Raw genomic sequence first — 23,139 nt, forward strand, 5'->3', positions numbered from 1 at the left:
CCGGGGTTTTAGTCGCGGTTCCGGTTTGCTAGGCCAGCGGCAACCAACCACTCATAACAAGGGGCTGGGCCATCACGGTCGGGCCGGAATCCATGTCAAACGCAACCGTCAAAAGTGCGGCCACGCAAAAGGGCGCACTGAACAAAAGCTCTGTGTCCGTTCTGGGGGTCTTTGGGCCGAAATCGGATATGCGCGCTCTGGTGCGCATGTCTTCGGGGCGCGTGAAAGAGGTCAAGCCCGGCAGCCGGGTTTCATCGGGCACCGTGGTCGCTATTGATGACGAGGGCGTGATGCTGCGACAAAGCGGCCAGACCAAGCGCATCGCTATTCCCGGCAGCTAAACCGGCTTGACGCCCTGCGCGCAGGGGTTCAAACCGCTGTCATGACCGATCAGAATAAAATTGCCCTCGTCACCGGGGCCTCTCGCGGGCTGGGCGCTGCCCTGGCCGAGGCGCTGGCACCCGAATATCACATCGTCGCCGTTGCCCGCACCACCGGCGGGTTGGAAGAGCTGGATGATCGCATCCGCGCCAAAGGCGGCGCAGCGACGCTTGCCCCCATGGACATCGCAGACCCGAATGCCATGGCGACCCTGTGCCGGGGCATTCATGACCGTTGGGGCAAAGTGGACCTCTGGCTGCATACCGCCGTTCACACATCCGCCCTGACGCCCACGCATTTCATCGACCCGAAGGAATGGACCAAGGCCGTCAACACCAACGCTACGGCCACGTCGGTTCTGATCCCCTACATTTCTCCCCTGTTGGGTGAGGAGGGCCACGCGGTGTTCTTCGACGACCCGAAAGCGGGTGAGAAGTTCTATGGCATCTATGGTGCGACCAAGGCCGCTCAGATGGCGCTGGTGCGCAGCTGGGCTATTGAAACCGAACGCACCGGTCCGCGCGTGACGATCGTCGAGCCCAAGCCGATGCCAACGGCTGTTCGCGCGCGTTTCCACCCCGGTGAGGATCGCGACGCACTGACCAGCACAGCCGATGAGGCCGCGCGCATTCTGGCGAAGCTGTAAGGAATGGCCCTTTGGGCCATGCCTCCGGCGGAGGTATTTTTGGCCAGATGAAGCGGGCGGGTTACGCGATATGCACGCCGTTGCGCCCGGCCAGATCGACGAAGAATTGCCAAGCCACGCGGCCCGAGCGTGCGCCGCGTGTGGCCTGCCATTCGATGGCTTCGGCACGCAGGGTTTCTGCGTCCACTGAAACTCCGTAAGCCGCGCAATACCGGTCGATCATGGCGAGGTACTCGTCTTGATCGCAGGGGTGGAAGCCCAGCCACAGGCCGAACCGATCAGACAGTGAGACCTTCTCCTCGACCGCTTCGGACGGGTTGATGGCGCTGGAACGTTCATTCTCGATCATGTCCCGCGGCATCAGGTGGCGGCGGTTCGAGGTGGCGTAGAAGACGACGTTTTCGGGGCGGCCTTCGATGCCTCCGTCCAGCACCGCCTTGAGCGATTTGTAGTGCTGGTCATCGTGGCTGAAGGACAAGTCATCGCAGAACAGGATAAACCGGTGCGGCGCAGCACGCAGATGGTTCAGCAGACGCGCGACCGAGCCCATGTCCTCGCGCTGCAGTTCGACCAGTTTGAGGTCGGGGAAATCCGCCTGCAACGTGCCATGGACGGCTTTGACGAGGCTGGATTTGCCCATCCCCCGTGCACCCCAGAGCAGTGCGTTGTTGGCCTTGAAACCCGCTGCGAACCGGCGCGTGTTGTCCAGCAACGTATCGCGGGATCGATTGATACCGACCAACAGGTCCAGATCGACACGATTAACCTGCGTGACCGGCTCCAGCCGGTCCGGCTCCACATGCCAGACAAAGGCCGGCGCAGCCCCGAAGTCAGGTGCGGCCAAGGGGGCCGGTGCCATGCGTTCCAGCGCGTCAGCGATGCGGTTCAGAGCTTGGTTGTCCATTGGGGCCTCCGGTCGTGTCTTGCGGGGTTCAAACCATGTTCCGCCCGGCACAACAAGAGCGCGGCACGAAAAAGGCGCGCCCCGAAGGACGCGCCTGATTGTTAGCAACCGACAGGATTACTTGCCGTCTTCTTCCAGCACGATCTCTTCGTCGGCCTCTTCTTCTTCGTCGTCATAGTAGCCATCAGCGCGCAATTGCTCTTCGCGCTTTTTCTCGACCCGGGCGACGAGGAAAATTGACACCTCGTAGAGACCATAGACCACCACAAACAAGATGATCTGCGTGATCACGTCCGGCGGGGTCACCAGCGCGGCCAGTACCAGAATGGCGACCACAGCGTATTTGCGCACCGATCCCAGCCCTTCGGCGGTGACCAGCCCCGCTTTGCCCATCAGGGTCAGCAGAACCGGCAGCTGGAAACACAGGCCAAAAGCCACGATGAACTTGATTGTCAGGTTCAGGTATTCCTGCGCCGAGCCCTGGAACACCACGCTCAGCGGTGCTGCGGTAGCGCCATCGGTCACGGCCTCACCTTCAGCTCCGAATTGCTGGAAGCCTAGGAAGAAGTCATAGGCCAGCGGCGTGACCACGTAGAAGGCGAAGCTTGCGCCCAGCAAGAACATGAAGGGCGAGGCCAGCATGAACGGCAGGAACGCGTTCTTTTCCGACTTATACAAGCCCGGCGCCACAAACCGCCACATCTGCATGCCGATGTAAGGAAAGGCCAGGATGAAGCCGCCCAGCAACGAGACCTTGATGGCGACAAAGAAGCCTTCCTGCGGCGAGATGAAGATCAGCCCGCAATCCTGCCCACGCTCAGCCAGAACATTGCACAGGGGGTTAGTCAGGAAATTGAAGAGCGGCGTGGCCACTGTAAAACAGATGATCATGCCAACCAGAAACGCCACGACGCAGTGAATCAACCGCGTGCGCAACTCCGCCAGATGCTCAATCAATGGGGCCGAGCTGTCCTCGATCTCGTCGGTTTTGGTCATGTCTTGCTTTCGGTTTTCAGCGCGGCTTCGGCCTCTTCAGCCTTGGCCAGCGCGTCAGCAGCTTCCTTGGCCTTGCGTTCAGCAGCGGCACGTGCGGTCGTGGCCTGAATCTTCTTGGCCTGCTCTGACCGTTCAGCAGCCAGTTTGCCGGTTTCGCTGTCGGGGTCGAACTTGGTCGGGTCGATGCTTTTCGCCAGATCCTGCGCGGCCTCTTTCACGCCGTCCATGGCGCTGCCGACAGGGTTAGTTGCCGCGTTGAGACCCTTCTTGATCTCGTTCACGCCCGCCTGATCAGCGGCCTCGTTCATGGCGCTGGAAAACTCGCGCGCCATGCCACGGGCCTTGCCGACAAAGCGGCCGACATTGCGGAACAACACCGGCAGGTCCTTTGGCCCCACAACGATCAGGGCAACAACGCCGATGACCAGAAGCTCGGTCCAGCCCAGATCAAACATCTGGACTTAGGCCTTGTCTTTGTCGGTCTCAGGAGTGACGTCCTTGGCCACTTCGGCTGCGTCCTGCTCCAGCTCGTCCGCGCCTTCCTTAACGCCGCGCTTGAACGAGGTGATGCCCTTGCCCACTTCGCCCATCAACGAGCTGATTTTGCCGCGGCCAAACAGCACCAGCACCACTACGGCGATCAGCAGAAGACCGGGAAGGCCGATATTGTTGAGCATGTCTCTTCTCCTTGTACGTCGGCGCCGCGCGCCGGGAATGTTGTCTGGCCCCGTGTCTACGCCCACAAGCCCGCGCGCAAAAGTGACGCAAATCAATTCCGCGCCGAATTGTGAACGGATCGTACGTTTTTTACGGGCTGGCCTTCCTCAACTGACAGGTTTATGTCAGTTGTATGTGGCTAGGTAGTGGGCATCGAAACCTGGTCAACGGAGATTCACATGACCCATGTTGCAGAAATCGTCACCTTTACCCTCGCCAAAGGCACCTCGGCGGAAGAGTTCGTGAAACTCAGCCAGGCTTCTGAGGCCTTTGTCCGCTCGGCGCCGGGTTTTGCCCACCGACAGCTGAGCCAGGGTGAGGATGGCCGCTGGACTGACTATGTCATCTGGACCGATATGAAAGCCGCCAAGGATGCCGCCGCACAATTCCCGCAACAGGATTTCTGCGCGGGTTTGATGGCTGCCATCAACCCTGAAAGCATCCAGATGCGCCACGAGAACGTGCTATGGAACATGACCGCCTAAACGCGGTTCGGACGGCGTGATATGCGCCGCACGGATCGCCTGTTCGATATCATCCAGATCCTGCGCGACGGCAAACTGCACCGCGCGCAGGACATCGCGGATCGGCTCGAAGTGTCGATCCGCACGATCTATCGCGACATGGATACGCTGGTCGCGTCCGGCGTCCCGGTCGAGGGCGAACGCGGCGTCGGCTATATGGTGCGCGAGCAGATCACCCTGCCCCCGCTGAACCTGACACCCGCGGAACTGGAAGCTCTGAACCTCGGCATGGCCATTGTCGCCGAAGCCGCCGACCCGGACCTGAAATCTGCGGCTGAGTCACTGGCCGACAAGATCGACGCCGTACTGCCCACTCAGGTTGTGGCCGAGGCAGACACGTGGAAGTTCGCTGTCTATCCCTTTGCCGACGCCGCGCGAGGTCTGGCGTATATGGCCCCGATCCGGGCTGCCATCAAATCCCGCCAGAAACTGCACCTGACCTATCGCCGTATCGACGGCGTTCTGACCGAACGGACCATTCGCCCCCTGCACATGGAGTATTGGGGTCGCGTCTGGACCCTGACCGCGTGGTGCGAGCTACGCGAAGGGTTTCGCGTGTTCCGTATCGACCTGATCGAAGCTGTCGCACCCCTGCCCGAGATTTTCGCCGATGAACCCGGCAAACGCCTGAGCGACTTCGACCCACACGCCTGATCCGCTCGTCATCTGGCCCAAAATATCTCCGCAGGAGGCATGGCCCGGAACGGGCCATTTCCGTCACTTCAGGTAAGGCTCAGGATCAACCGACTCAAACCCTTTGCGCACCTCGAAATGGACATAAGAGTTGTCCCCGCCCCGCAAGGACGCAATCTGCTGCCCGCGGCGAACGCGCGAACCCTTTTTAACGGTGACTTTGTCGACATTCGCATAGACGGTCAGAAGGTCGCTGTTGTGCTTGATCACGATGATCGGCACCTGATCGGCATCCGCAGTGATGGCCGCCACGGTTCCAGCCTCAGCCGCTTTTACGGCAGACCCGGATGCACCGGCGATATCGATTCCCTCGTTCTTACCCTTGTTATAGGTCCGGATGATCGTCCCGGTGACCGGCAGTCCAAGAGCCGAGTTGCTTTGGCTGGTCGGCGCCTCCGCGGTCACGTCAGGCGCAGGTACGGAAGCGGCGATTTGCTCGTCCGGCAGAGGTTGCGTCGCGCTTGGTGGCGTAGGTGTGGGCGACCCCTGCCCCGGCTGTGTCACATTTGTGGCCGGCACAGCGGCCTGTTGCGGCGCAGGCTGGTTCTTGATCGGAATCAGCAGGAACTGATCTTCCCGCACCGTAAAGTCCGACCCCAACCCGTTCCATTCCGCCAAGGCATCGACCGGAACATCATAGAGCCGCGCGATGGTATAGGCTGTCTCACCCCGTTTGACCTTGTGGCGCACCGGCTCTGGCCCCGAGGCAACAGGCGGTGTCGGCGCTGGAGCCGCAGCGGGTTGTGCGGGCTCGAGTGTCGATGTCCGGACCGAGCCATCCGCCGGAGCCTCGTCAATCGCTGTTCCGGCGATCGTGGCAATATCCACGGTGCTGGCCGCGCTGACCGTGCGCGGCAGCGCAATCACTTCGCCATCTCGCAGTTGGTCGTCGGGTTGCAGTCCGTTGAACCTGGCCACCTCGCCCGCAGGCAGGCCGATACGGGCGGCCACATCGTTGACCGTGTCCCCACGGCGCGCAACGGCGACCTGATAATTCGGATAGGTTATCACTCCACGCGCGTCCGGGGTCGGACGGTTGGTGGTGGCGGATTGCGCGGCCTCTGCGGTCGAAAAGCCGCCCACATTGCCCCGCAGATCATAGTCGAACGGGCCCTCGCATCCGGCAAGGAACGCCACGGCCGCCACCCCTGTCGCGCAGCGCAACATCGCTGATTTGGAAACTGCTCTCATCTTACTGTCCTCATCGCCTGCCCCTGTTACCCGGGGTTCCGGCGCATATTGCAGAATATCTAGTTACGCCCCGTCCCTGCCAAGCCCCTCTAACAGGGGCACGAAACGAACGGGCAACAATTCGTCATAGTCCAGACCGGTTTCGGTGCGACGGACCCGGATCAGGGTCTGAACCGCATCCGACTGTCCCACCGGCAACACCATGATACCGCCGATTTTCAGCTGCGCCAAGAGCGGCCCGGGCGGGTCTTCCGCCGCAGCTGTCACAATGATTCGATCAAACGGCGCCTGTTCGGACAAACCGAAGGACCCATCCGACAGCATCGCGGTGACATTGGTCAGCCCCAAGTCACGAAACAACTGCCCGGTTTCGCGCACCAGGCGCTTGTGGCGCTCTACCGTATAGACCCGACGTGCCAGCTTGGACAGGATCGCCGCCTGGTAACCCGAACCGGTTCCGACCTCCAGCACCGTATCCCGCGGGCGGACCTCAAGCGCTTGTGTCATCAACCCCACCACCGAGGGCTGGCTGATCGTCTGCCCGCAGGCAATCGGCAGCGGCGTATCCTCGTAGGCGCGCTCGGCAAACAGGCCTTTGACGAACTGACCGCGATCAACCTGCTCCATCGCGGCCAGCACGCGGGCATCCGTCACGCCCCGCGACCGCAGGGCAAACAGAAACTGCATTTTTGTTTCGGGATCTGGTCCGGTCATTCGATTGTCTTCAGTGCCTCAAGCGCGTCATGCGCCGTCAGATCGGCCCGCATCGGCGTGACCGAGATATAGCCCGCCAGATTGACCGCCGCATCCGTCCCCGGCGCGGTCGGATTGTGCTGATAGCCACCCTTGATCCACAGAAACCGCCGCCCCGAGGGCGAGCTGTGCGGCTCGACCGAGAAATGGGTGTCGCGGCGATAACCTTGCGGAGCCACCCGCGTGCCCAGCACCTCATCCGCAGGTACCGGCGGGAAATTCACGTTGTAGAACAAGCGGTAGTCGCCCTGTTCTGACGGCGTCGCATCCAGGATTTTTCGCACCAGATCGGCGCCAAACCGGGTCGCGGCCTCGAACGGATCGTCCAGCCCCAGATTGCGCGGGCCGAAATACTGCGACAATGCAATCGCCGGAATGCCCTGCAATGCGGCCTCCATCGCGCCGCCAACCGTACCGGAATAGAGTGTATTTTCGGCCGAGTTGTTACCCCGGTTCACCCCCGACAACACCAGATCTGGCCTGGCATCCTTCATCACGTCATGCAGCCCGGCCAGCACGCAATCGGCGGGTGAACCCTCGGCGGCAAAGCGACGCTCGCCCAGTTTGGCGACCATCATCGGGTGGGTATAGCTGATGCAATGGCCAACGCCCGATTGCTCGAAGGCCGGGGCGACGACCCACACCTCTCCGTCCGGTCCGGCCAGATCGGCGGCGATCGCTTCCAAAGCGATCAGACCCGGCGCGTTGATGCCGTCGTCATTGGTCAAAAGAATACGCATATGCCCCATCCACCGCAGCGTTTTGACCTTGATAGACCCGCCCCCGCGCGGCGGCAAGCAAAGCGAACCCGCAATCTGCGGCTTTCGCGCACCACTTTAGCCTAAACTGTGATTTCAGACCCTAATCCGGGAAAACAAAGCACCGATCCCGGCGCACGGTCAGCCACATGACCCGCCCCGGATTGGGCACAAAGACATTTGGAACGGTGGCCTTCAGGACCGAACCATCATGGTCCATCCGAAACTCCACTAGGCTTTCATTGCCCAGAAACCGCGCCCGTTCAACCACGCCGCGGGCGGCGACGCCATCAGTCACCGTGGGCAATGGCCCCTTGCCGTTGCGGTCGAAATCCAACCGGACGTGCTGAGGCCGAAAGACAATCTCGACATCCGTGCCATCCGGAACGCCCGGCGCCAGGAACTGGCCAAACGGAGTTTTCGTCAGAGCACCCTCAACTCTGCCGCGCAACACATTGACATCGCTAAAAAACGCCACCGCGGCCTTATCGACCGGGCGAGTATAGACGTTGTATGGCGCACCTTGCTGCACGATCTTGCCGCGCCGCATCAGGGCGATCTCATCGGCCATGCGCATCGCCTCTTCGGGCTCGTGCGTCACCAGCACGACGGCGGCGTCTTCCTCCTTGAGGATCGCCAGGGTTTCATCGCGAATACCGTCACGCAGACGGTTGTCGAGGCCCGAGAATGGCTCATCCATAAGCATGATACGCGGACGTGGCGCCAGTGCGCGCGCCAGAGCTACCCTTTGCTGCTCACCTCCCGACAGGTGGTGCGGGAACTTGTCGATGAAATGGATCAGATCGACCTTGCGCAGCAGTTCTTCAACGCGGGCGCGCTTTTCCTCTTTGTGGCCCTTTAGGCCAAATGCCACGTTGTCGGCAACGTTCAGATGCGGAAACAGAGCGAAGTCCTGAAACATCAGGCCGATCTCACGCCGTTCGGGTGGTACGCGGAATACGGTATCGCAGATCAGCTTGCCGTCGACATAGATCTCGCCCGATTCCTGCATCTCGACCCCGGCGATCATACGCAGAGTGGTCGACTTGCCGCAGCCCGAAGGCCCCAGCAGACAGGTCACTTTCCCCGCCTCAACGGTCAGAGAGACGTCGTCCACAACGACCCGCCCCTCGTACCGGGCGATCAGATTGCGAATTTCCAGACGAGGAGGAGTTGCGTCAACTGTCACCGATGGACCCCATTGCCTTTTCCCGATGAAATTCATCGGGCTTTAGGCGGGGATAACAACCCCGCCCGTCAGGTGCAAGGGATCAGCAGCACCCGCCTTGGGGTGCCTCACCGCTCGCTTCGAACGGGCTTTCACCGCCGCAGCCTTCGAAGATGCCATAGTGGGTCGAGAAATCGCCAATGAAGTCGAAATGCCGGGCAAATCGCGTGTCTTTCAGCATCATCCAGGTGTTACCACAGACCGGAAAGACCTTGCCCGCTTCAATCGCGTGGTGATCGTCCAGTTCGAACAGATGCGGTGCGTTCGGAATGGTGCCTTTGTAGATCACCGCCTGACCGTAATCCTCGCAAGCCGGTTCCAGCTCGGACAGTTTGAACAGCCGATACGTGGCCGAAAGGAATTTCAGCGGCGCGACACGCTCTTCCAGTACCGTGTTTTCGATGGTCAGCGGGCGGTGCGTCACCCGGCGCGGATCGCCAAAGCCCGCCTTGCGCGACAGCGTCAGGAAATCGTTCCAGTAGAGCGCGCCGGACAGGCATTCGCCGTACAGAACCTCATCCTCGGCCATCGCCTGCGGGATACGGCGGTCGGCATAAACGTCCGAAAAATACATCTCGCCGCCCTCTTTCAACAGGCGATACGCACCGCGCAAAACGGCCTCTTTGTCGGTGGCCAGATTGATCACGCAGTTCGAGACGATGATGTCAAAGGACCCAGGCTCCAAGTCCAATTCATCCAGCTTTTCGATATAGCCGTGGTGGAATTCCACGTTGCTGGCCGCATGACCGAACGCTTGCGCGTGATGGTCCTGATGCGCGCGGGCGACGTCCAGCTGCTCGGGCGTCATGTCGACACCAACCACCCGGCCCTTTTCGCCCACCATCGCAGACAGGGCATAGACGTCACGGCCCGCACCGCAGCCCAGATCGAGGATGCTCATCCCCTCCAGATCCAGCGGCGCGATCAGGCCGCAGCCGTAGTAACGAGTCAGCACTTCGTCATGCACTTTGGACAGGATGCGCTTGAGGTGATCCGGCATGTCGTCTGGTGTGCAGCACGCATTGGTCTGCAAGTCCGAACTGCTTTGCAGGACCTCGCCGTAGTAATTCTGCACCGATTCATGCTTCATCGCAGCTATCCCTTTCCTCTCTGGCTGCACCGCAGCTAATGCAGCGCAAGCCCCGGTGCAATCCGGGCCCAGCAAATCTGACGAAAGCGTGAGACGACCGGGCTACTCCAGCAGGTCGAAATCAATACCTGCGCGTACCTGCCCATTCACCTGAATCTCAAGTCGATGCGCACCGGGAACCAGTTTGAATGTGGTCGCGTTGCCCTTCAGCTTGTGCTTCTTGCTCAGCTTCAACGCGCCATCCCGCAGCGCGGCCTGTTTCAATTTATGAACCTTGGCCGAAGTTTTGCCGCCAGGCCTTTGAAAGTGAATGATATAATCCACCAGAACCGGTTGTTCGCCGACCCCATTCAAGGTCACCTCGAAATCCAGCGCCTCACCGATCCGGGCGTCACCGTTCACTTGCACGTCCGCCGTGACCTTGGCATCCGGATCATAGCCCAGCATTTTCATGGCGCCCGGGTGGCCAGATTTCACCAACCCCCGCAGGGTATGAGAGGTCATCCAGCGCAGTTCGTCCTGCTCCTGCTGCTTGGTCGAGGTCCAGACCTGCAGCCGATCCAAAACCAGTTCGGGGTCCTTCTTGGTAATGTCGTTCAGATGGTTCGCCACCGACCGCGTGACATAGCGTGTGGTGTCGCCATGCAAGCGGTCCAGCAATGGCAACGGGTCGGTCATATTGATCCCAACCGCCTGCCCCCATGGCAGTCGTGGCCGTGTGCCTTCGCTAACCAGCCGGCGAACATGATAGCTGCTGTGCCCGCACCAGAGCCCCATCCGCGCAAGCACCTGATCCGGATGTTGGTTGAGGAACGGACGAATGGCCCATTCCATCGAAAACCGCTGTGTCAGTTCTTCCAGAACATCCAGCGCCAGTTCAGGATGATCCAGCCCGACATTGACCACCCAATCCCCCAACGGCGCAAAGATGAAGTCGCCGAAATCATCATCTGTCCTGGTCGGGTCCAGCGGCGGTGGCAAGGCGCGCAGCAGAACGGGAGCGATCTCGGGTAAATCACCGGGCACGGCCTGCTGCAGGCATTCCGCGATCCAGGCCATGCGTTCCTTCAGCTCAAGGTCCAGCAGGCGGGACATGACCTGCTGCTCGAACATCTGCGGATCAAAGGACGGGTCCGCCCCGGCAAAAAGCTCCGCCAGATAGCGGGTCTTTTCGACATTAAACAGTTGGTCTTTTAGGGAAAAATTTTCTGCCATGTTTAAATCGTCAAATTGGTCGCCCCACCGTCCAGCAGGATATTCTGACCCACGATGAACCCGGCATGTTGCGAGCACAGGAAGGCACAGGTTGCGCCAAATTCCTGCCGCGATCCGTACCGCCGCGCCGGGATCGTTGCCGCACGGTTTGCGCGCGCTTCATCAATCGAAATGCCCTGCTGCGCCGCAACACCACCATCCAGCGAGTCCGCGCGGTCGGTGGCGTGAATGCCCGGCAGAAGGTTGTTGATCGTTACGCCATGCGCAGCAACCTGTCGCGATGTCCCGGCCACATAGCCGGTCAACCCGGTGCGTGCCGCGTTCGAAAGGCCCAACACCGCGATCGGCGCGCGTACGGATTGCGAGGTGATGTTCACCACCCGGCCCCAGCCCTTGTCGATCATGCCGGGCAGCAATGCCTTCATCAAAGCGATCGGCGTCAGCATGTTGGCGTCCAGTGCCTTGATGAAATCTTCACGCTCCCAATCGGACCACATTCCCGGAGGCGGTCCACCAGCGTTTGTCACAAGGATATCAACGCCCTGCACTGCCTCGATCACCTGCGCCTGTCCCTCGGCCGAGGTCACATCACAGGCAATCGTCTGCACATCTACACCATGGTCTGCCCGCAAGCGTGCGGCTTCGGCCTCCAATGCCTCAGCCCCGCGCGCATTCATCACCAGATTGACGCCCGCCTGAGCCAAAGCCTCGGCGCAGCCCAGACCCAAGCCTTTGCTGCTGGCGCAGACCAAAGCGCGTTTTCCCTGTATTCCCAGATCCATAAGATCCTCCCCGTCTGTTGTTGCCCGCATGTCTAGCATCGGCCAGACGGGGAAGACCAGATTTCAGGCTGCGTCAGTAAAAGAACTCTTCCCGAACGATCTTGCCGTTCGCCACGTGATAGACGCCGACCTCTTTCATATCGAACGCCTCACCGGTTTCTTTTACCTTGCCCTGCACTTCGAAAATCACGGCAAAGCGGTCATCCCCATGCGGGAACGGGTCACTGACCGAGGCGCCTGAAACTTCATGTGCGCCTTCCCACCATTCATGCTTGCCGCGAATGGCGTCACGTCCGTGGGTTTCACGCCCCATCCCTTCCATGTCCTGCGCTTCGACCGAAACTGCATCTTCCGCATAGAGCTTTTCCAGATTCTCCTTGGCCCGATCCTCACGGCAGCCAGCGACCAGTTCATCGGCGATTTCTTTCAAATTCATCTTAGGTTTCTCCATCATTTGTTCACTATATGTTCCTATTGCCACAGCTATACGATTCGAACCACCCCCTTTGTCTTGCTTCGACAGGATTCCCCGCCTATACGCGCGTTCATGCTTGATACCTCGAACCAACCCACCTTGCCGCCCGAGATCGCCCGGCGCCGGACATTCGCCATCATCTCGCACCCCGATGCGGGCAAGACGACGCTGACTGAAAAGTTCCTGTTGTACGGGGGCGCGATTCAGATGGCCGGTCAGGTGCGCGCCAAGGGTGAGGCGCGGCGCACACGCTCGGACTTCATGCAGATGGAGAAGGATCGCGGCATTTCGGTTTCCGCCTCGGCGATGTCGTTCGACTATGGGAACTTCCGGTTCAATCTGGTGGACACGCCCGGCCACTCGGATTTCTCCGAGGATACCTATCGCACACTGACCGCCGTGGATGCCGCCGTGATGGTGATCGACGGTGCAAAAGGTGTGGAAAGCCAGACGCAGAAACTGTTCGAGGTTTGCCGACTGCGCGATCTGCCGATCCTGACCTTCTGTAACAAGATGGACCGCGAAAGCCGCGATACATTCGAGATCATCGACGAAATTCAGGAAATGCTGGCTATCGACGTCACGCCCGCCGCATGGCCGATTGGCGTGGGTCGCGATTTCATCGGCTGCTATGACATGCTGCGCGACCGGCTTGAACTGATGGACCGCGCCGACCGCAACAAGGTGGCGGAAAGCATCGAAATCAACGGGCTGGACGACCCCAAACTGGCCGAGCACGTGCCCGAGCACCTGCTGGAAAAGCTGCTGGAAGAGGTTGAGATGGCGCGTGAACTGCTGCCCGCACTTGACCCGCAAGCGGTTCTTGAGGGCCACATGACCCCGATCTGGTTCGGCTCGGCCATCAATTCGTTCGGTGTGAAAGAACTGATGGAAGGCATCGGCGATTATGGTCCGCAACCGCAGGTACAGTCTGCCGAACCCCGTCAGATCGCGCCGGATGAAAAGAAGGTCGCAGGGTTTGTCTTCAAGGTGCAGGCCAACATGGATCCCAAGCACCGCGACCGGGTGGCGTTTGTCCGCATGGCCTCGGGCCATTTCAAGCGCGGAATGAAGCTGACCCATGTGCGGTCGAAAAAGCCGATGGCGATCTCGAACCCGGTGCTGTTTCTGGCCTCTGACCGCGAACTTGCCGAAGAGGCCTGGGCCGGTGACATTATCGGCATCCCCAACCACGGCCAGCTGCGCATCGGCGATACGCTGACCGAGGGCGAGGCGCTGCGCGTGACCGGTATCCCCTCCTTCGCACCGGAGCTGCTGCAAACTGTTCGCGCGGCGGATCCGTTGAAAGCTAAGCATCTGGAAAAGGCGCTGATGCAATTCGCCGAAGAAGGCGCAGCCAAGGTGTTCAAACCCTCGATTGGTTCGGGCTTTATCGTCGGTGTTGTCGGTGCACTGCAGTTTGAAGTCCTCGCCAGCCGGATCGAGATGGAATACGGCCTGCCCGTGCGGTTCGAGGCGTCTCAGTTCACATCGGCCCGCTGGGTCAGCGGCGACAAGGCAGAGGTCGACAAGTTCGTCAACGCCAACAAGCAACACATCGCCCATGACCATGACGGCGACATCGTTTATCTGACGCGCCTGCAATGGGACATCGACCGGGTCGTCCGCGACTATCCGGCGCTGAACCTGACGGCGACCAAGGAAATGATGACGTGACCTGCCTGCAGGCCAAAATTAGTGGGTAATCCCACCTGGGGTACTGTTTCAACGGTTCGGGGCCCGGCCCCGGACATCCTGCGCTTCGTGGCCTATCACCTCGATCTTGGGGTCGACCGGATGTATATCTATCTGGACGAACCCAACCCCAAGGCGTTCAACACTCTGAACCGCCATCCGAAGGTCGAAGTCCGCAATTGCGATGACGGGTTCTGGGCAAATCGACAACGCGAACGGCCTGAACGGCACCAAACCCGCCAAACCGCGAACGCATCGTTTAAATATCGCAACACCGATCTGGACTGGCTGGCCCATATCGATGTGGACGAATTTCTGTGGTCCTCAAAACCTGTCCGGGATCACTTGCAATCCGTTCCATCCCGAACCGCAGCGGTCCGCGTTCGTCCGATCGAAGCGTTGGCGGGCGGCGATGATATGTACAAAGCCTATATCCCAAGCGGCCCCGACCGCGAGGCATTGGTACAGTCGATTTACCCGAACTATGGCGGCTTCGTTCTTGGCGGTTTCCTCAGCCACGTGCAGGGCAAGCTCTTTGTCCGCACCGGAATGAAGAACCTGAGCTTTCGCATCCACAATCTGTTTCAAGACAAGGCGCTATTGCCCTGCAAATTCGAACTGCCAGGGTTGGAGCTGTGTCACCGGCACGCCCCTGATTGGGAACACTTTTTGGCGCACTACCATTTCCGAATGGAACGCGGCTCGTACCAGCCCGGTATGTCGCCCAATGTTCCGCGCGAGTATGGCGGTTTGAACATGAACGAATTGCTCAGTTGGATCGAAGTGGAGGAAGGTCCCGACGGCCTGCGCGCGTTCTTCGATGAAATGAGCGGCGCCGACCCGGAGGCACGCACCCGGCTGGAAGATCACAGCATGGTCCTGCACCGGCCGCTGGATTTGGAGGCCAAGCTCAGGAAACACTTTCCCGGAAGTGTCTGAATTGTTGCGCAAAATCCGCACCACTCAAGCGCCAAATACCCTAAAGGGGTCTTCATTTGACCCTGACCAACGATTTTGTTATGTCCCCCCTCAAGCCGAAATTGCGCAATGACGCGTATGGCCATCCGGGCCCGGCAAACCTCTGACGCGCGGGCCAGGTCTAGTGTCCGCATGAACCGGACATACATGACAAAGTTTAACGAACTGAACCTGAACCCGAAGGTCCTCAAAGCCATTGAGGAAGCCGGATACGAAACCCCCACCCCGATCCAGGCTGGTGCGATACCGCCTGCGCTTGAGGGCAAGGATGTTCTGGGCATCGCCCAGACCGGCACTGGCAAGACCGCCAGCTTTACCCTGCCGATGATCACGCTTCTGGCCCGTGGCCGCGCCCGTGCGCGGATGCCGCGCTCGCTGGTATTGTGCCCGACGCGGGAACTGGCCGCGCAGGTGGCCGAAAATTTCGACACATACGCCAAGAATGTGAAACTGACCAAAGCGCTGTTGATCGGCGGCGTCAGCTTCAAGGAACAGGACGCCCTGATCGACCGTGGCGTTGACGTGCTGATCGCCACTCCGGGCCGTCTGCTGGACCATTTCGAACGCGGCAAGCTGTTGCTGACCGGCGTTCAGATCATGGTGGTCGACGAAGCCGACCGGATGCTGGATATGGGCTTCATCCCTGATATTGAACGCATCTTCTCGCTGACGCCCTTCACACGGCAGACACTGTTCTTCTCGGCCACCATGGCCTCCGAGATTGAACGGATCACCGATACCTTCCTGTCCGCCCCGGCGCGGATCGAAGTTGCCCGCCAGGCCACTGCATCCGAGACCATCGAACAGGGCGTGGTCATGTTCAAAGGCGGTCGTCGCGACCGCGAGGCCAGCGCCAAGCGCAAGGTTCTGCGTGCGCTGATCGACGCCGAAGGCGACAAGTGCACCAACGCGATCATCTTCTGCAACCGCAAGACGGATGTGGATATCTGCGCGAAGTCTCTGAAGAAATACGGCTATAACGCCGCCGCGATCCATGGCGATCTGGACCAGTCTCAGCGGATGAAAACGCTGGACGGATTCCGCGATGGTTCACTGCGCCTGCTGGTCGCCTCGGATGTGGCTGCGCGCGGGCTGGACATTCCGTCGGTCAGTCACGTGTTCAACTTCGACGTCCCTGGCCATGCCGAAGACTACGTTCACCGCATCGGCCGCACCGGCCGTGCCGGGCGTGAGGGCAAGGCCATCACGATCTGCTCGGCTCGCGATGAAAAGGCCTTGGATGCGATCGAGAAGCTGATCCAGAAAGACATTCCCCGACTCGACAACCCCGTCAAGGAAGAGCCGAAGGCCGAAAAGCCGAAGCCTGAGAAAAAGTCGAAGCCTGAGGACGGCAAAAAAGCTGAAAGCAAGAAAGGCGACCGCAAGAAGGACAAAGAGTCCAAAGGCCGTGGTCGCCGCGATGACAGCGGCCCCGCCGTTGTGGGCATGGGAGATCACCTGCCCAGCTTCATCGCCCTCAGCTTTGACGAGCGCCGCGCCGGCTAGTTGAGATTGATTGCATTGAACCGGTTTTCGCGGCCTTTCGCCTGACGGCGCGAACGCAGAAAACCGGTGCTTCTGCGATCTTGAACTCAAACACGACCTAAATTGCCAGCACCAGCGCCAAGATCGACACGCCAAGCAACGTCATCCCGGCGATCTCGCGTCGGGTGATGGTTTCCCGAAAAAACAGGATCGAAGCGAACAGACTGAGCAGCAGCTCGACCTGCCCCAAAGCTTTGACATAGGCCGCGTTCTGAAGCGTGAAGGCAAAGAACCAGCAGAACGAGCCGCACAGGCTGGTCAGGCCGACAAACACGCTGGTCCGGCGCGTCCGCCACACGGCAAGCAGTTCGGCCCGGTCGCGCCACAGCAGCCAGATTGCCATGCTGAGGAACTGAAAAGTCACCACAACGGCCAGCGTGACCAGCGCGCGAAACCACGCGTCTATTTCGCCCAGTTCCAACGAAGCCCCGCGATAGCTGACCGAGGAAAACGCAAACAGCACCCCCGACCCCAGCCCCAACCGCGAGGCGCGGTTGGTGAGGTGATTCCACCATGCTCCGTCGCCTCCGGGTGATTTCGACAGCAGCAGCACCGCCATCAGACCCAGAAAAATCGCCACCAGCGCCCCGCTCGAGACCTGATCGCCAAGCACCAGAAAACCGACAATGGCGGTTTGGATCACCTCGGTTTTCTTAAAGGTAATTCCGACGGCAAAGTTGCGTTGTTTGAATAGGGCCACCACGCAAATAGTCGCCAGAATCTGCGCCGTTCCACCGATCACAGCAAACAGCCAGAATTTCGTCGTCAGGGGCGGCAGGCTGAACCCGGTCACCTGCAGCGCCACAAACAGCCCCAGCAGCGCCAGTGGCATGGAATAGGCAAACCGGGGAAAGGTCGCACCAGCCGCAGTCAGCTTCGCAGTGCTGAGCGACTTTTGCAGCATGAACCGCACGGTCTGGAACGAGGCCGCGGCGATGGTGACGGGAATCCATAAACTCATGGATTCCCTTGTGTCGCCAAATCAACCCTTTGGCCAGAGAGGATGCGCCACCGGGTCTTTCGCCCGCAGGAAATACGACCGGAAAATATGCGCATAAGAGCGATAGACATAGGCCTCATTCCGGGCCTGAAACCGGTCTTTTTCCGAACGATACAAGGCGGGCAGCCGATACCAAGGCGCCCCGGGATTCATGTGATGAACGACGTGCAGATTGTTGTTCAAAAACAGAAAAGCCAGCGGGCCGCGATCTTCGATGATCACCGTACGGGCACCAGAGTTTTCATGGGCCCGATGCTCCAAAAAGGTGCGGATTTTGACAAGCCCCAACCCGAAATAGGCTGACAGCACATAGGCCCAGATCGGCATTTGGGACTGCGCGACAACCCACAGGACCGCCACGACTCCGGGCAGATGCAGTGCCCAGGCTCGCGTAACATTACGACCGCCGCGCAACTCATTGCGCATGAATACAATCTGCCCGATGGCTGGCCCCAGAACGATCCGCCCAAGCAGAGTATTGTTCACACGCAGCAACCGGCGTTGCCAATCGGGCAAGGTACACCACACCTGCGGGTCCAGATAGTTGGATTCGGGATCATCATACGGATCGGTCAGCGTCTCATCCCGGTGATGCGCCAGATGCAGGTCGCGGAACCTCTGATACGGGATGAACAGGGTCAACGGCAGCGCCATCAACGCTTCGTTCAACCACTTCGTGCGGAACGGATGACCATGCAGCGCCTCATGCGTGAGCGAAGAATGCAACGCAGCCACGACCGCCATCGCAGGAACTGCCAGCCAAAGCGGCAGCAGGAACACCACAGCCAACCACGCGCCGTAGCACGCCAGGATCAGGGCCAGTGTGCCCCATTCGGGTGCTGCGGGCCTAGACATTGCGACCCCACGTGATACCCGCCCAAATGCGCTCGTAAATCACGTACATGGTCAGACCTATGGCCGTATTTACAATCGCTAGCGTGCCGCCAATCGCAGCCGACCCGGTGGCCACCAGTCCCACCAGCGTCATCACGATCAGACCCATCACATTCCACAGCACAGCCTTCACGACTGATCTTCGTCGTGTCTCCATTCCGTCACCCATATTATTGTTATGTCTTTAAAATTACGGGTCCCGGGCTCCGTTGAAAATTCTGAATATGATTAACAAAACTCATCATCTGTGATATTTACAAACGTATGCAGGAAAAAATCGACAAACGAGACCGAGCAGCACAGTTTCGACTGCGGCTCGCCCGCGCCATGGAGGAGCGCCACGTCAGCCAGAGCGCGTTGGCGCGACATATCGGTGTGGATCGCTCGACCGTATCGCAGCTTTTGACCGATGAGGGCGCGCGGCTGCCCAATGCGCATGTGGTGGGCAGTTGCGCCTCAGCTCTTGGGGTGTCGGCGGACTGGCTTCTGAGCCTGTCAAACCGGCCGGAAAGTGCCGCCGAACTGCTGGCCAGTTCGCTGACCGTGACCGAAGCCCCGCGCGCGCTGGTCGATGAGCGTATCTTCGAATGGCACCAAGAGGCTGCAGGCTATAAAATCCGTTATGTTCCAGCGACTTTGCCCGACATGTTGAAGACACGCACCGTGCTGGAATGGGAATACGCACCTCATCTGGGCCGCACGGCGGATCAGGCGATCGGAGCTTCGGCGGACCGTCTGAAATGGATGCGCAGCGCCCAGTCGGATTATGAAATTGCCATGCCCCTCTATGAGCACGACAGTTTCGCCCATGCCTCGGGCTATTACGAGGGTCTCTGCCCCAAGATCCGGCTGGAACAGATCGACCACCTGTTAGAAATCTGCGAACAGCTCTACCCCCGCCTGCGCATTTATCTATTTGATGCAAAAAGGCTTTATTCAGCCCCGGTAACCATTTTCGGCCCGCTTCTATGCGTGTTCTACGCCGGTAGCCACTATATGGCCTTCCGCGACCGCGACCGGATCGAGACATTCACGCGCCATTTCGACCGTCTGGTGCGCGAGGCGGACCTGACCGCGCGCGACTTCCCCGACCACCTCAGAAAGTTGCGCGCGGCAATCTCCGACCGCTAAGGATGCACAGACCTAATTCTTGTGCTATCGTCATTCGGCGCGAACCTTCGGGTATTCCGATCATAGACGGGAGGACGATAGGAATGGACGCAATTCAAACTGCTCAATACGCACGAGCGCTCTATACCGCCCATGGCGATCAGGCCGAGGCGGAAGCTGCCAAGAAGATGCGCGAATGCGAAGCCGCCGGGAATATGCAGCAGGCGCAGGACTGGCAGGCGGTCCGTCAGACCATCCGCCAGATCCGCGGGCCAAATCAGGGCTAATTCGGCTTAGATTTTCGGGTCAGGATTCACCGTATGGCCGTCCACGGCAATCACCTGACCCGACACCAACCGCGCCGCATCCGAGGCGAGGAACACGGCCATATTGGCAATGTCGTGACTTTCGACGAACCGCCCCATCGATGTGCCTGCCGCGTAGCCGTCATAGACCTGATCGCGGGTCATGCCCTTGGCGGCCGCTTCGCGGGCCAGAACACCCTCCATCCGGGGGCCTTCGACCGCACCGGGGCATATGACGTTGCACCGCACTCCGTGTGATCCAAGCTCCATCGCCAACGTTTTACCCAACCCGATCACACCCCATTTCGCCGCCGCATAAGGCGCGCGGTTGGGATATCCGTACTGCCCGGCTGTGGATGAGGTGATCACCACAGCCCCGCTACGCTGCCGTTTGAGGATCGGTGCCGCGTATTTCACGCAGAGGAATGCCCCCTCCAGATTGACTGAAAGACAGAACCGCCAATCCTCCAGCGCCACGTCCTCGACCAGAGCCGTCGGCCCTGCGACACCCGCATTTGCGCAGAGCGTGTCCAACCCACCCCACGCGGCTTCGATCTCTGCGAACAAGGCAGCCACGGCGGTTTGGTCGGCCACGTTCACTTTTGACCGTTTCCAATGCGCCGGGCATCCATCCAAGGCAGCCGTATCAACATCGGCCACCCACACCTGCGCACCAGCCGCATCGAAGGCCTCGGCCATGGCCCGGCCGACGCCCGAAGCACCGGCCGTAATCAGAACGCGCCCGCTCATGCCGGTTTCCGGATGGCGGCACCGGCCCCTTCCGGATAGGGCAATCCGGCCTGCGCTTCGGCGATCTGGGCCATTGCGGCCTCAATCTCGGCCGATGGCGCGCTGGGGCGACGGGTTTCGAGGCTGACATGCAACAGGAAGCTCTCGCCTGTAGCGATCAGCTTGTCGCCCTCATACATGCTGTGGAAGACATGCAGTTTCTTGCCCTGCCCCAGTAGCATTTGCGTGCGAATCTCGATCTTTGCACCCGCATGAACCTCATCGATATAGCGGATATGGTTTTCGGCGGTGAAATAGCTGCCACCCGAGGCGATATAGTCCGCGTCACAACCGATGATCTCCATGAACCGGTCAGTCGCGTCGGCAAAGGCCTCAAGATAGCGCGCCTCGTTCATGTGGCCGTTATAGTCGGTCCAATCCAGTGGCACCGCGCGTGATACTGTCAGGATCGGTTGGCTCAGATCGGCCTGCTCCATCGTCGGCAGAGCACCGGGTTTCAGCACCGCGTCGTGCTGGTTCAGCACCGCACCCGCGCCCCAGTTCTGCGCCTTCAGGGCCCGCATCATGCCAACAAGGTTGTTGTCGCGAATACGTTCCAACTCGCGGATCGAGTGCATACCCGACTGTGCATCCGACTGATCGGCAATCATATCGACCAACTCATCAGTGAACTCGGGCACATCCATCAGCTTGGTCCAGGGCCATTTCAACGCAGGCCCGAACTGTGCCATGAAATGCCGCATCCCGGCCTCGCCGCCCGCCACTCGATAGGTTTCGAACAGACCCATCTGGGCCCAACGGATACCAAAACCCATGCGGATCGCTTCGTCGATTTCTTCGGTGGTGGCAATGCCGTCCTTGACCAGCCACAGCGCCTCGCGCCAGACGGCCTCAAGGAAGCGATCGGCGATATGCGCGTCGATCTCCTTTTTGACGTGAAGCGGGAAGAAACCGACCGATTTCAACAGCTTCTGTGCACGCTCAATCATCTCGGGCGGGTTCTTGTCTGTCGGCACCAGTTCGATCAGCGGCAACAGATAGACCGGGTTGAACGGATGCGTCACCACGATCTGTTCGGGGCGCAATGCGCCCTCCTGCAATTCGGACGGTTTGAACCCGCTGGTCGAAGACCCGATGATCGCGTCTGGATCACATGCCTCTTGCAGACCCTTGTAGACCTTGAGTTTCAGGTCCAACCGCTCTGGCACGCTTTCTTGAATCCACGCGGCACCCTGCACCGCGTCGGCCATGTCCTCATGGAAAGTCAGCGCGCCTTCGGGCGGCAGGGGCACATTGCTAAGCCCCGGCAGCGATCGCCGCGCATTGTCCAGAACCTCACCAATCTTGCGCTCGGCTTCGGGGTCCGGATCAAACACCCGTACATTCCACCCATTCAGCAGGAAACGAGCGGCCCATCCGCCGCCGATCACGCCACCGCCAATGATAGCTGCTGTTTTCATCAAATTTCCTCCAGCCTGAATGCCTCCCAAAGCTCACCCAGGCACCACGTCTTCATTTCTTTGCAAATAACCCGAGGGGGTGGGGCTGGCCCCCAATCCCCCAACAGAAGGTCCCTTAAGCGGCCACCGGCGCCCGTTTGGTCAGCCCCAGCTTTTCACGCACTTCCTGCGGGCCAATGACCCGCGCGCCCATGTTGGACACTACGGTGCTCGCGCGTTCGACCAGCTGCCAGTTCTCGGCCAGCACGCCCTTGTCCAGCCACAGGTTGTCTTCCAAACCAACGCGCACGTTGCCGCCCGCCAAAACCGCGGCCGCAGCATAGGCCATCTGGTTGCGGCCCAGCGAGAACGCGCTGAACGTCCAGTCGTCCGGCACGTTATTCACCATCGCCATGAAGGTGTTCAGATCGTCCGGCGCGCCCCACGGTACGCCCATGCAAAGCTGGACCAAGGCGTTGGGTTCCAGAATCCCCTCTTTCACCAGCTGCTTGGCAAACCACAGGTGGCCGGTGTCAAAGGCCTCAATCTCGGGCTTCACACCCATGTCGGTCATCATCTGCCCCATCGCGCGCAACGCGCCGGGGGTGTTGGTCATGACGTAATCGGCCTCGGCAAAGTTCATGGTGCCGCAGTCCAGAGTGCAGATCTCGGGCAAGCACTGCGCGATATGGGCCACACGTTCCGAGGCCCCGATCATATCAGTTGCCGCCTCGTTCACCGGAAACGGGCTTTCGACACCACCAAAGACGATGTCCCCGCCCATCCCTGCGGTCAGGTTCAAAACGACGTCCACATCGGCGTCGCGAATGCGGTCGGTCACTTCGCGGTACAGGTCTAGGCGACGGCTGGGCGCGCCGGTCTCGGGGTCGCGCACATGGCAATGCACAACGGCCGCGCCAGCCTTGGCGGCGGCAATCGCACTGCCCGCAATTTGCTGCGGCGAGCGCGGCACATGCGGGCTTCGATCCTGCGTTCCGCCCGAGCCTGTGACAGCACAAGTGATGAAGACTTCGCGGTTCATTTCCAAAGGCATGACGTTCTCCCCAAGT

The 23,139-nt window shown here is 60.2% G+C and carries 27 protein-coding genes; 9 read left to right on the plus strand and 18 right to left on the minus strand.

The features are described from left to right. The first annotated feature begins 92 nt into the window (after positions 1–92). Together GOX63_RS03715 and GOX63_RS03720 are read left to right on the plus strand one after the other, a co-directional pair. Positions 93–341 (plus strand): hypothetical protein, encoded by a 249-nt coding sequence (locus GOX63_RS03715; RefSeq protein WP_170325147.1) that lies wholly within the window; start codon positions 93–95, stop codon positions 339–341. Positions 342–382: 41 nt separating this feature from the next. Next, a complete protein-coding gene (locus tag GOX63_RS03720) occupies positions 383–1,027 on the plus strand; it encodes an SDR family NAD(P)-dependent oxidoreductase (protein ID WP_170325148.1) in 645 nt (214 codons plus the stop codon). Positions 1,028–1,088: 61 nt separating this feature from the next. On the opposite strand, the gene GOX63_RS03725 is transcribed toward GOX63_RS03720, so the two are convergent. From GOX63_RS03725 to GOX63_RS03740, 4 genes are all read right to left on the minus strand, one after another. Further along, positions 1,089–1,931, minus strand: a complete 843-nt coding sequence (locus tag GOX63_RS03725; RefSeq protein WP_170325149.1) for an ATP-binding protein — start codon at positions 1,929–1,931, stop codon at positions 1,089–1,091. Positions 1,932–2,048: 117 nt separating this feature from the next. Next, positions 2,049–2,927, minus strand: a complete 879-nt coding sequence (tatC, locus tag GOX63_RS03730) for a twin-arginine translocase subunit TatC (RefSeq protein ID WP_170325150.1) — start codon at positions 2,925–2,927, stop codon at positions 2,049–2,051. Next, positions 2,924–3,382: a Sec-independent protein translocase protein TatB gene (gene tatB / locus GOX63_RS03735; protein WP_170325151.1), complete on the minus strand. Its 459-nt coding sequence runs from the start codon at positions 3,380–3,382 to the stop codon at positions 2,924–2,926. The genes tatC and tatB overlap by 4 nt, the downstream gene beginning before the upstream one ends. 6 nt (positions 3,383–3,388) lie before the next feature. After that, entirely contained in the window at positions 3,389–3,604 is a 216-nt protein-coding gene (locus GOX63_RS03740) for a twin-arginine translocase TatA/TatE family subunit (protein WP_170325152.1), read from the minus strand. 219 nt (positions 3,605–3,823) lie between these two features. Here GOX63_RS03740 and GOX63_RS03745 point away from each other — a divergent pair, with 219 nt between their 5' ends. Together GOX63_RS03745 and GOX63_RS03750 are read left to right on the plus strand one after the other, a co-directional pair. Beyond that, positions 3,824–4,129, plus strand: coding sequence for a hypothetical protein (locus tag GOX63_RS03745; RefSeq protein WP_170325153.1), 306 nt, complete (start codon positions 3,824–3,826; stop codon positions 4,127–4,129). A 21-nt stretch (positions 4,130–4,150) separates the two neighbouring features. Further along, on the plus strand, positions 4,151–4,822 hold the full coding sequence (locus GOX63_RS03750; protein ID WP_170325154.1) for a helix-turn-helix transcriptional regulator: 672 nt from the start codon (positions 4,151–4,153) through the stop codon (positions 4,820–4,822). Positions 4,823–4,885: 63 nt separating this feature from the next. On the opposite strand, the gene GOX63_RS03755 is transcribed toward GOX63_RS03750, so the two are convergent. The 8 genes from GOX63_RS03755 to GOX63_RS03790 all read right to left on the minus strand — a co-directional run bounded on the left by GOX63_RS03755 (position 4,886) and on the right by GOX63_RS03790 (position 12,314). Then, entirely contained in the window at positions 4,886–6,052 is a 1,167-nt protein-coding gene (locus tag GOX63_RS03755; protein WP_170325155.1) for a LysM peptidoglycan-binding domain-containing M23 family metallopeptidase, read from the minus strand. Positions 6,053–6,115: 63 nt separating this feature from the next. Continuing rightward, the gene (locus tag GOX63_RS03760; RefSeq protein WP_170325156.1) at positions 6,116–6,766 is read right to left on the minus strand and encodes a protein-L-isoaspartate(D-aspartate) O-methyltransferase; all 651 of its coding nucleotides are present in this window, start codon (positions 6,764–6,766) and stop codon (positions 6,116–6,118) included. Beyond that, positions 6,763–7,545, minus strand: a complete 783-nt coding sequence (gene surE / locus GOX63_RS03765; protein WP_170325157.1) for a 5'/3'-nucleotidase SurE — start codon at positions 7,543–7,545, stop codon at positions 6,763–6,765. The genes GOX63_RS03760 and surE overlap by 4 nt, the downstream gene beginning before the upstream one ends. A 121-nt stretch (positions 7,546–7,666) precedes the next feature. Then, positions 7,667–8,788 carry an ABC transporter ATP-binding protein gene (locus GOX63_RS03770; protein ID WP_170325158.1) on the minus strand — a complete coding sequence of 374 codons (1,122 nt, stop codon included), beginning with the start codon at positions 8,786–8,788 and terminating at the stop codon, positions 7,667–7,669. 46 nt (positions 8,789–8,834) lie between these two features. After that, a complete protein-coding gene (locus tag GOX63_RS03775; protein ID WP_170325159.1) occupies positions 8,835–9,881 on the minus strand; it encodes a methyltransferase domain-containing protein in 1,047 nt (348 codons plus the stop codon). 102 nt (positions 9,882–9,983) lie between these two features. Next, a complete protein-coding gene (locus GOX63_RS03780; RefSeq protein WP_170325160.1) occupies positions 9,984–11,096 on the minus strand; it encodes a hypothetical protein in 1,113 nt (370 codons plus the stop codon). A gap of 2 nt (positions 11,097–11,098) precedes the next feature. Beyond that, entirely contained in the window at positions 11,099–11,878 is a 780-nt protein-coding gene (locus tag GOX63_RS03785) for an SDR family oxidoreductase (protein WP_170325161.1), read from the minus strand. 73 nt (positions 11,879–11,951) lie between these two features. Next, the gene (locus GOX63_RS03790) at positions 11,952–12,314 is read right to left on the minus strand and encodes a nuclear transport factor 2 family protein (RefSeq protein WP_170325162.1); all 363 of its coding nucleotides are present in this window, start codon (positions 12,312–12,314) and stop codon (positions 11,952–11,954) included. A gap of 111 nt (positions 12,315–12,425) precedes the next feature. On the opposite strand from GOX63_RS03790, the gene GOX63_RS03795 reads away from it, so the two are divergent. From GOX63_RS03795 to GOX63_RS03805, 3 genes are all read left to right on the plus strand, one after another. After that, the gene (locus GOX63_RS03795) at positions 12,426–14,030 is read left to right on the plus strand and encodes a peptide chain release factor 3 (protein ID WP_170325163.1); all 1,605 of its coding nucleotides are present in this window, start codon (positions 12,426–12,428) and stop codon (positions 14,028–14,030) included. 21 nt (positions 14,031–14,051) lie between these two features. After that, a complete protein-coding gene (locus tag GOX63_RS03800) occupies positions 14,052–14,987 on the plus strand; it encodes a glycosyltransferase family 2 protein (protein ID WP_170325164.1) in 936 nt (311 codons plus the stop codon). Positions 14,988–15,173: 186 nt separating this feature from the next. Next, a complete protein-coding gene (locus GOX63_RS03805) occupies positions 15,174–16,532 on the plus strand; it encodes a DEAD/DEAH box helicase (RefSeq protein ID WP_170325165.1) in 1,359 nt (452 codons plus the stop codon). A gap of 97 nt (positions 16,533–16,629) precedes the next feature. Here GOX63_RS03805 and GOX63_RS03810 read toward each other — a convergent pair whose 3' ends face one another. The 3 genes from GOX63_RS03810 to GOX63_RS03820 are packed head-to-tail and all read right to left on the minus strand — an operon-like array spanning position 16,630 to position 18,622. Next, a complete protein-coding gene (locus tag GOX63_RS03810; RefSeq protein ID WP_170544811.1) occupies positions 16,630–17,532 on the minus strand; it encodes a DMT family transporter in 903 nt (300 codons plus the stop codon). A 21-nt stretch (positions 17,533–17,553) separates the two neighbouring features. After that, positions 17,554–18,426 (minus strand): fatty acid desaturase, encoded by an 873-nt coding sequence (locus tag GOX63_RS03815; RefSeq protein WP_170544814.1) that lies wholly within the window; start codon positions 18,424–18,426, stop codon positions 17,554–17,556. Next, the gene (locus tag GOX63_RS03820) at positions 18,419–18,622 is read right to left on the minus strand and encodes a DUF2061 domain-containing protein (RefSeq protein ID WP_170325168.1); all 204 of its coding nucleotides are present in this window, start codon (positions 18,620–18,622) and stop codon (positions 18,419–18,421) included. Before GOX63_RS03820 ends, GOX63_RS03815 begins: the two co-directional genes overlap by 8 nt. A 107-nt stretch (positions 18,623–18,729) precedes the next feature. On the opposite strand from GOX63_RS03820, the gene GOX63_RS03825 reads away from it, so the two are divergent. Beyond that, on the plus strand, positions 18,730–19,596 hold the full coding sequence (locus GOX63_RS03825) for a helix-turn-helix domain-containing protein (protein WP_170544817.1): 867 nt from the start codon (positions 18,730–18,732) through the stop codon (positions 19,594–19,596). An 83-nt stretch (positions 19,597–19,679) separates the two neighbouring features. Then, the gene (locus GOX63_RS03830; RefSeq protein WP_170325170.1) at positions 19,680–19,862 is read left to right on the plus strand and encodes a hypothetical protein; all 183 of its coding nucleotides are present in this window, start codon (positions 19,680–19,682) and stop codon (positions 19,860–19,862) included. Positions 19,863–19,868: 6 nt separating this feature from the next. Here the strand turns inward: GOX63_RS03830 and GOX63_RS03835 are convergent, their stop codons facing one another. The 3 genes from GOX63_RS03835 to GOX63_RS03845 all read right to left on the minus strand — a co-directional run bounded on the left by GOX63_RS03835 (position 19,869) and on the right by GOX63_RS03845 (position 23,123). Continuing rightward, on the minus strand, positions 19,869–20,630 hold the full coding sequence (locus GOX63_RS03835) for an SDR family oxidoreductase (protein WP_170325171.1): 762 nt from the start codon (positions 20,628–20,630) through the stop codon (positions 19,869–19,871). Beyond that, a complete protein-coding gene (locus tag GOX63_RS03840; protein WP_170325172.1) occupies positions 20,627–22,093 on the minus strand; it encodes a carnitine 3-dehydrogenase in 1,467 nt (488 codons plus the stop codon). The genes GOX63_RS03835 and GOX63_RS03840 overlap by 4 nt, the downstream gene beginning before the upstream one ends. Positions 22,094–22,205: 112 nt before the next feature. Continuing rightward, positions 22,206–23,123 (minus strand): 3-keto-5-aminohexanoate cleavage protein, encoded by a 918-nt coding sequence (locus GOX63_RS03845; protein WP_170325173.1) that lies wholly within the window; start codon positions 23,121–23,123, stop codon positions 22,206–22,208. Positions 23,124–23,139 lie beyond the last annotated feature (16 nt).

Origin of the sequence: Ruegeria arenilitoris (assembly GCF_013031355.1) — a bacterium.
In the GTDB taxonomy this organism is placed as follows: Bacteria; Pseudomonadota; Alphaproteobacteria; order Rhodobacterales; family Rhodobacteraceae; genus Ruegeria; species Ruegeria arenilitoris_C.

Bases quoted from the DNA above. Each gene is read 5' to 3' on its own strand.
- GOX63_RS03810 (WP_170544811.1), bottom strand. From the start codon at position 17,532: ATGAGTTTATGGATTCCCGTCACCATCGCCGCGGCCTCGTTCCAGACC.
- GOX63_RS03845 (WP_170325173.1), bottom strand. From the start codon at position 23,123: ATGCCTTTGGAAATGAACCGCGAAGTCTTCATCACTTGTGCTGTCACA.
- GOX63_RS03715 (WP_170325147.1), top strand. From the start codon at position 93: ATGTCAAACGCAACCGTCAAAAGTGCGGCCACGCAAAAGGGCGCACTG.
- GOX63_RS03795 (WP_170325163.1), top strand. From the start codon at position 12,426: ATGCTTGATACCTCGAACCAACCCACCTTGCCGCCCGAGATCGCCCGG.
- GOX63_RS03745 (WP_170325153.1), top strand. From the start codon at position 3,824: ATGACCCATGTTGCAGAAATCGTCACCTTTACCCTCGCCAAAGGCACC.
- GOX63_RS03820 (WP_170325168.1), bottom strand. From the start codon at position 18,622: ATGGAGACACGACGAAGATCAGTCGTGAAGGCTGTGCTGTGGAATGTG.
- GOX63_RS03780 (WP_170325160.1), bottom strand. From the start codon at position 11,096: ATGGCAGAAAATTTTTCCCTAAAAGACCAACTGTTTAATGTCGAAAAG.
- GOX63_RS03805 (WP_170325165.1), top strand. From the start codon at position 15,174: ATGACAAAGTTTAACGAACTGAACCTGAACCCGAAGGTCCTCAAAGCC.
- tatB (WP_170325151.1), bottom strand. From the start codon at position 3,382: ATGTTTGATCTGGGCTGGACCGAGCTTCTGGTCATCGGCGTTGTTGCC.
- GOX63_RS03785 (WP_170325161.1), bottom strand. From the start codon at position 11,878: ATGGATCTGGGAATACAGGGAAAACGCGCTTTGGTCTGCGCCAGCAGC.
- GOX63_RS03740 (WP_170325152.1), bottom strand. From the start codon at position 3,604: ATGCTCAACAATATCGGCCTTCCCGGTCTTCTGCTGATCGCCGTAGTG.
- GOX63_RS03815 (WP_170544814.1), bottom strand. From the start codon at position 18,426: ATGTCTAGGCCCGCAGCACCCGAATGGGGCACACTGGCCCTGATCCTG.
- GOX63_RS03720 (WP_170325148.1), top strand. From the start codon at position 383: ATGACCGATCAGAATAAAATTGCCCTCGTCACCGGGGCCTCTCGCGGG.
- GOX63_RS03835 (WP_170325171.1), bottom strand. From the start codon at position 20,630: ATGAGCGGGCGCGTTCTGATTACGGCCGGTGCTTCGGGCGTCGGCCGG.
- tatC (WP_170325150.1), bottom strand. From the start codon at position 2,927: ATGACCAAAACCGACGAGATCGAGGACAGCTCGGCCCCATTGATTGAG.
- GOX63_RS03790 (WP_170325162.1), bottom strand. From the start codon at position 12,314: ATGAATTTGAAAGAAATCGCCGATGAACTGGTCGCTGGCTGCCGTGAG.
- GOX63_RS03755 (WP_170325155.1), bottom strand. From the start codon at position 6,052: ATGAGAGCAGTTTCCAAATCAGCGATGTTGCGCTGCGCGACAGGGGTG.
- GOX63_RS03775 (WP_170325159.1), bottom strand. From the start codon at position 9,881: ATGAAGCATGAATCGGTGCAGAATTACTACGGCGAGGTCCTGCAAAGC.
- surE (WP_170325157.1), bottom strand. From the start codon at position 7,545: ATGCGTATTCTTTTGACCAATGACGACGGCATCAACGCGCCGGGTCTG.
- GOX63_RS03760 (WP_170325156.1), bottom strand. From the start codon at position 6,766: ATGACCGGACCAGATCCCGAAACAAAAATGCAGTTTCTGTTTGCCCTG.
- GOX63_RS03825 (WP_170544817.1), top strand. From the start codon at position 18,730: ATGCAGGAAAAAATCGACAAACGAGACCGAGCAGCACAGTTTCGACTG.
- GOX63_RS03725 (WP_170325149.1), bottom strand. From the start codon at position 1,931: ATGGACAACCAAGCTCTGAACCGCATCGCTGACGCGCTGGAACGCATG.
- GOX63_RS03770 (WP_170325158.1), bottom strand. From the start codon at position 8,788: ATGAATTTCATCGGGAAAAGGCAATGGGGTCCATCGGTGACAGTTGAC.
- GOX63_RS03830 (WP_170325170.1), top strand. From the start codon at position 19,680: ATGGACGCAATTCAAACTGCTCAATACGCACGAGCGCTCTATACCGCC.
- GOX63_RS03750 (WP_170325154.1), top strand. From the start codon at position 4,151: ATGCGCCGCACGGATCGCCTGTTCGATATCATCCAGATCCTGCGCGAC.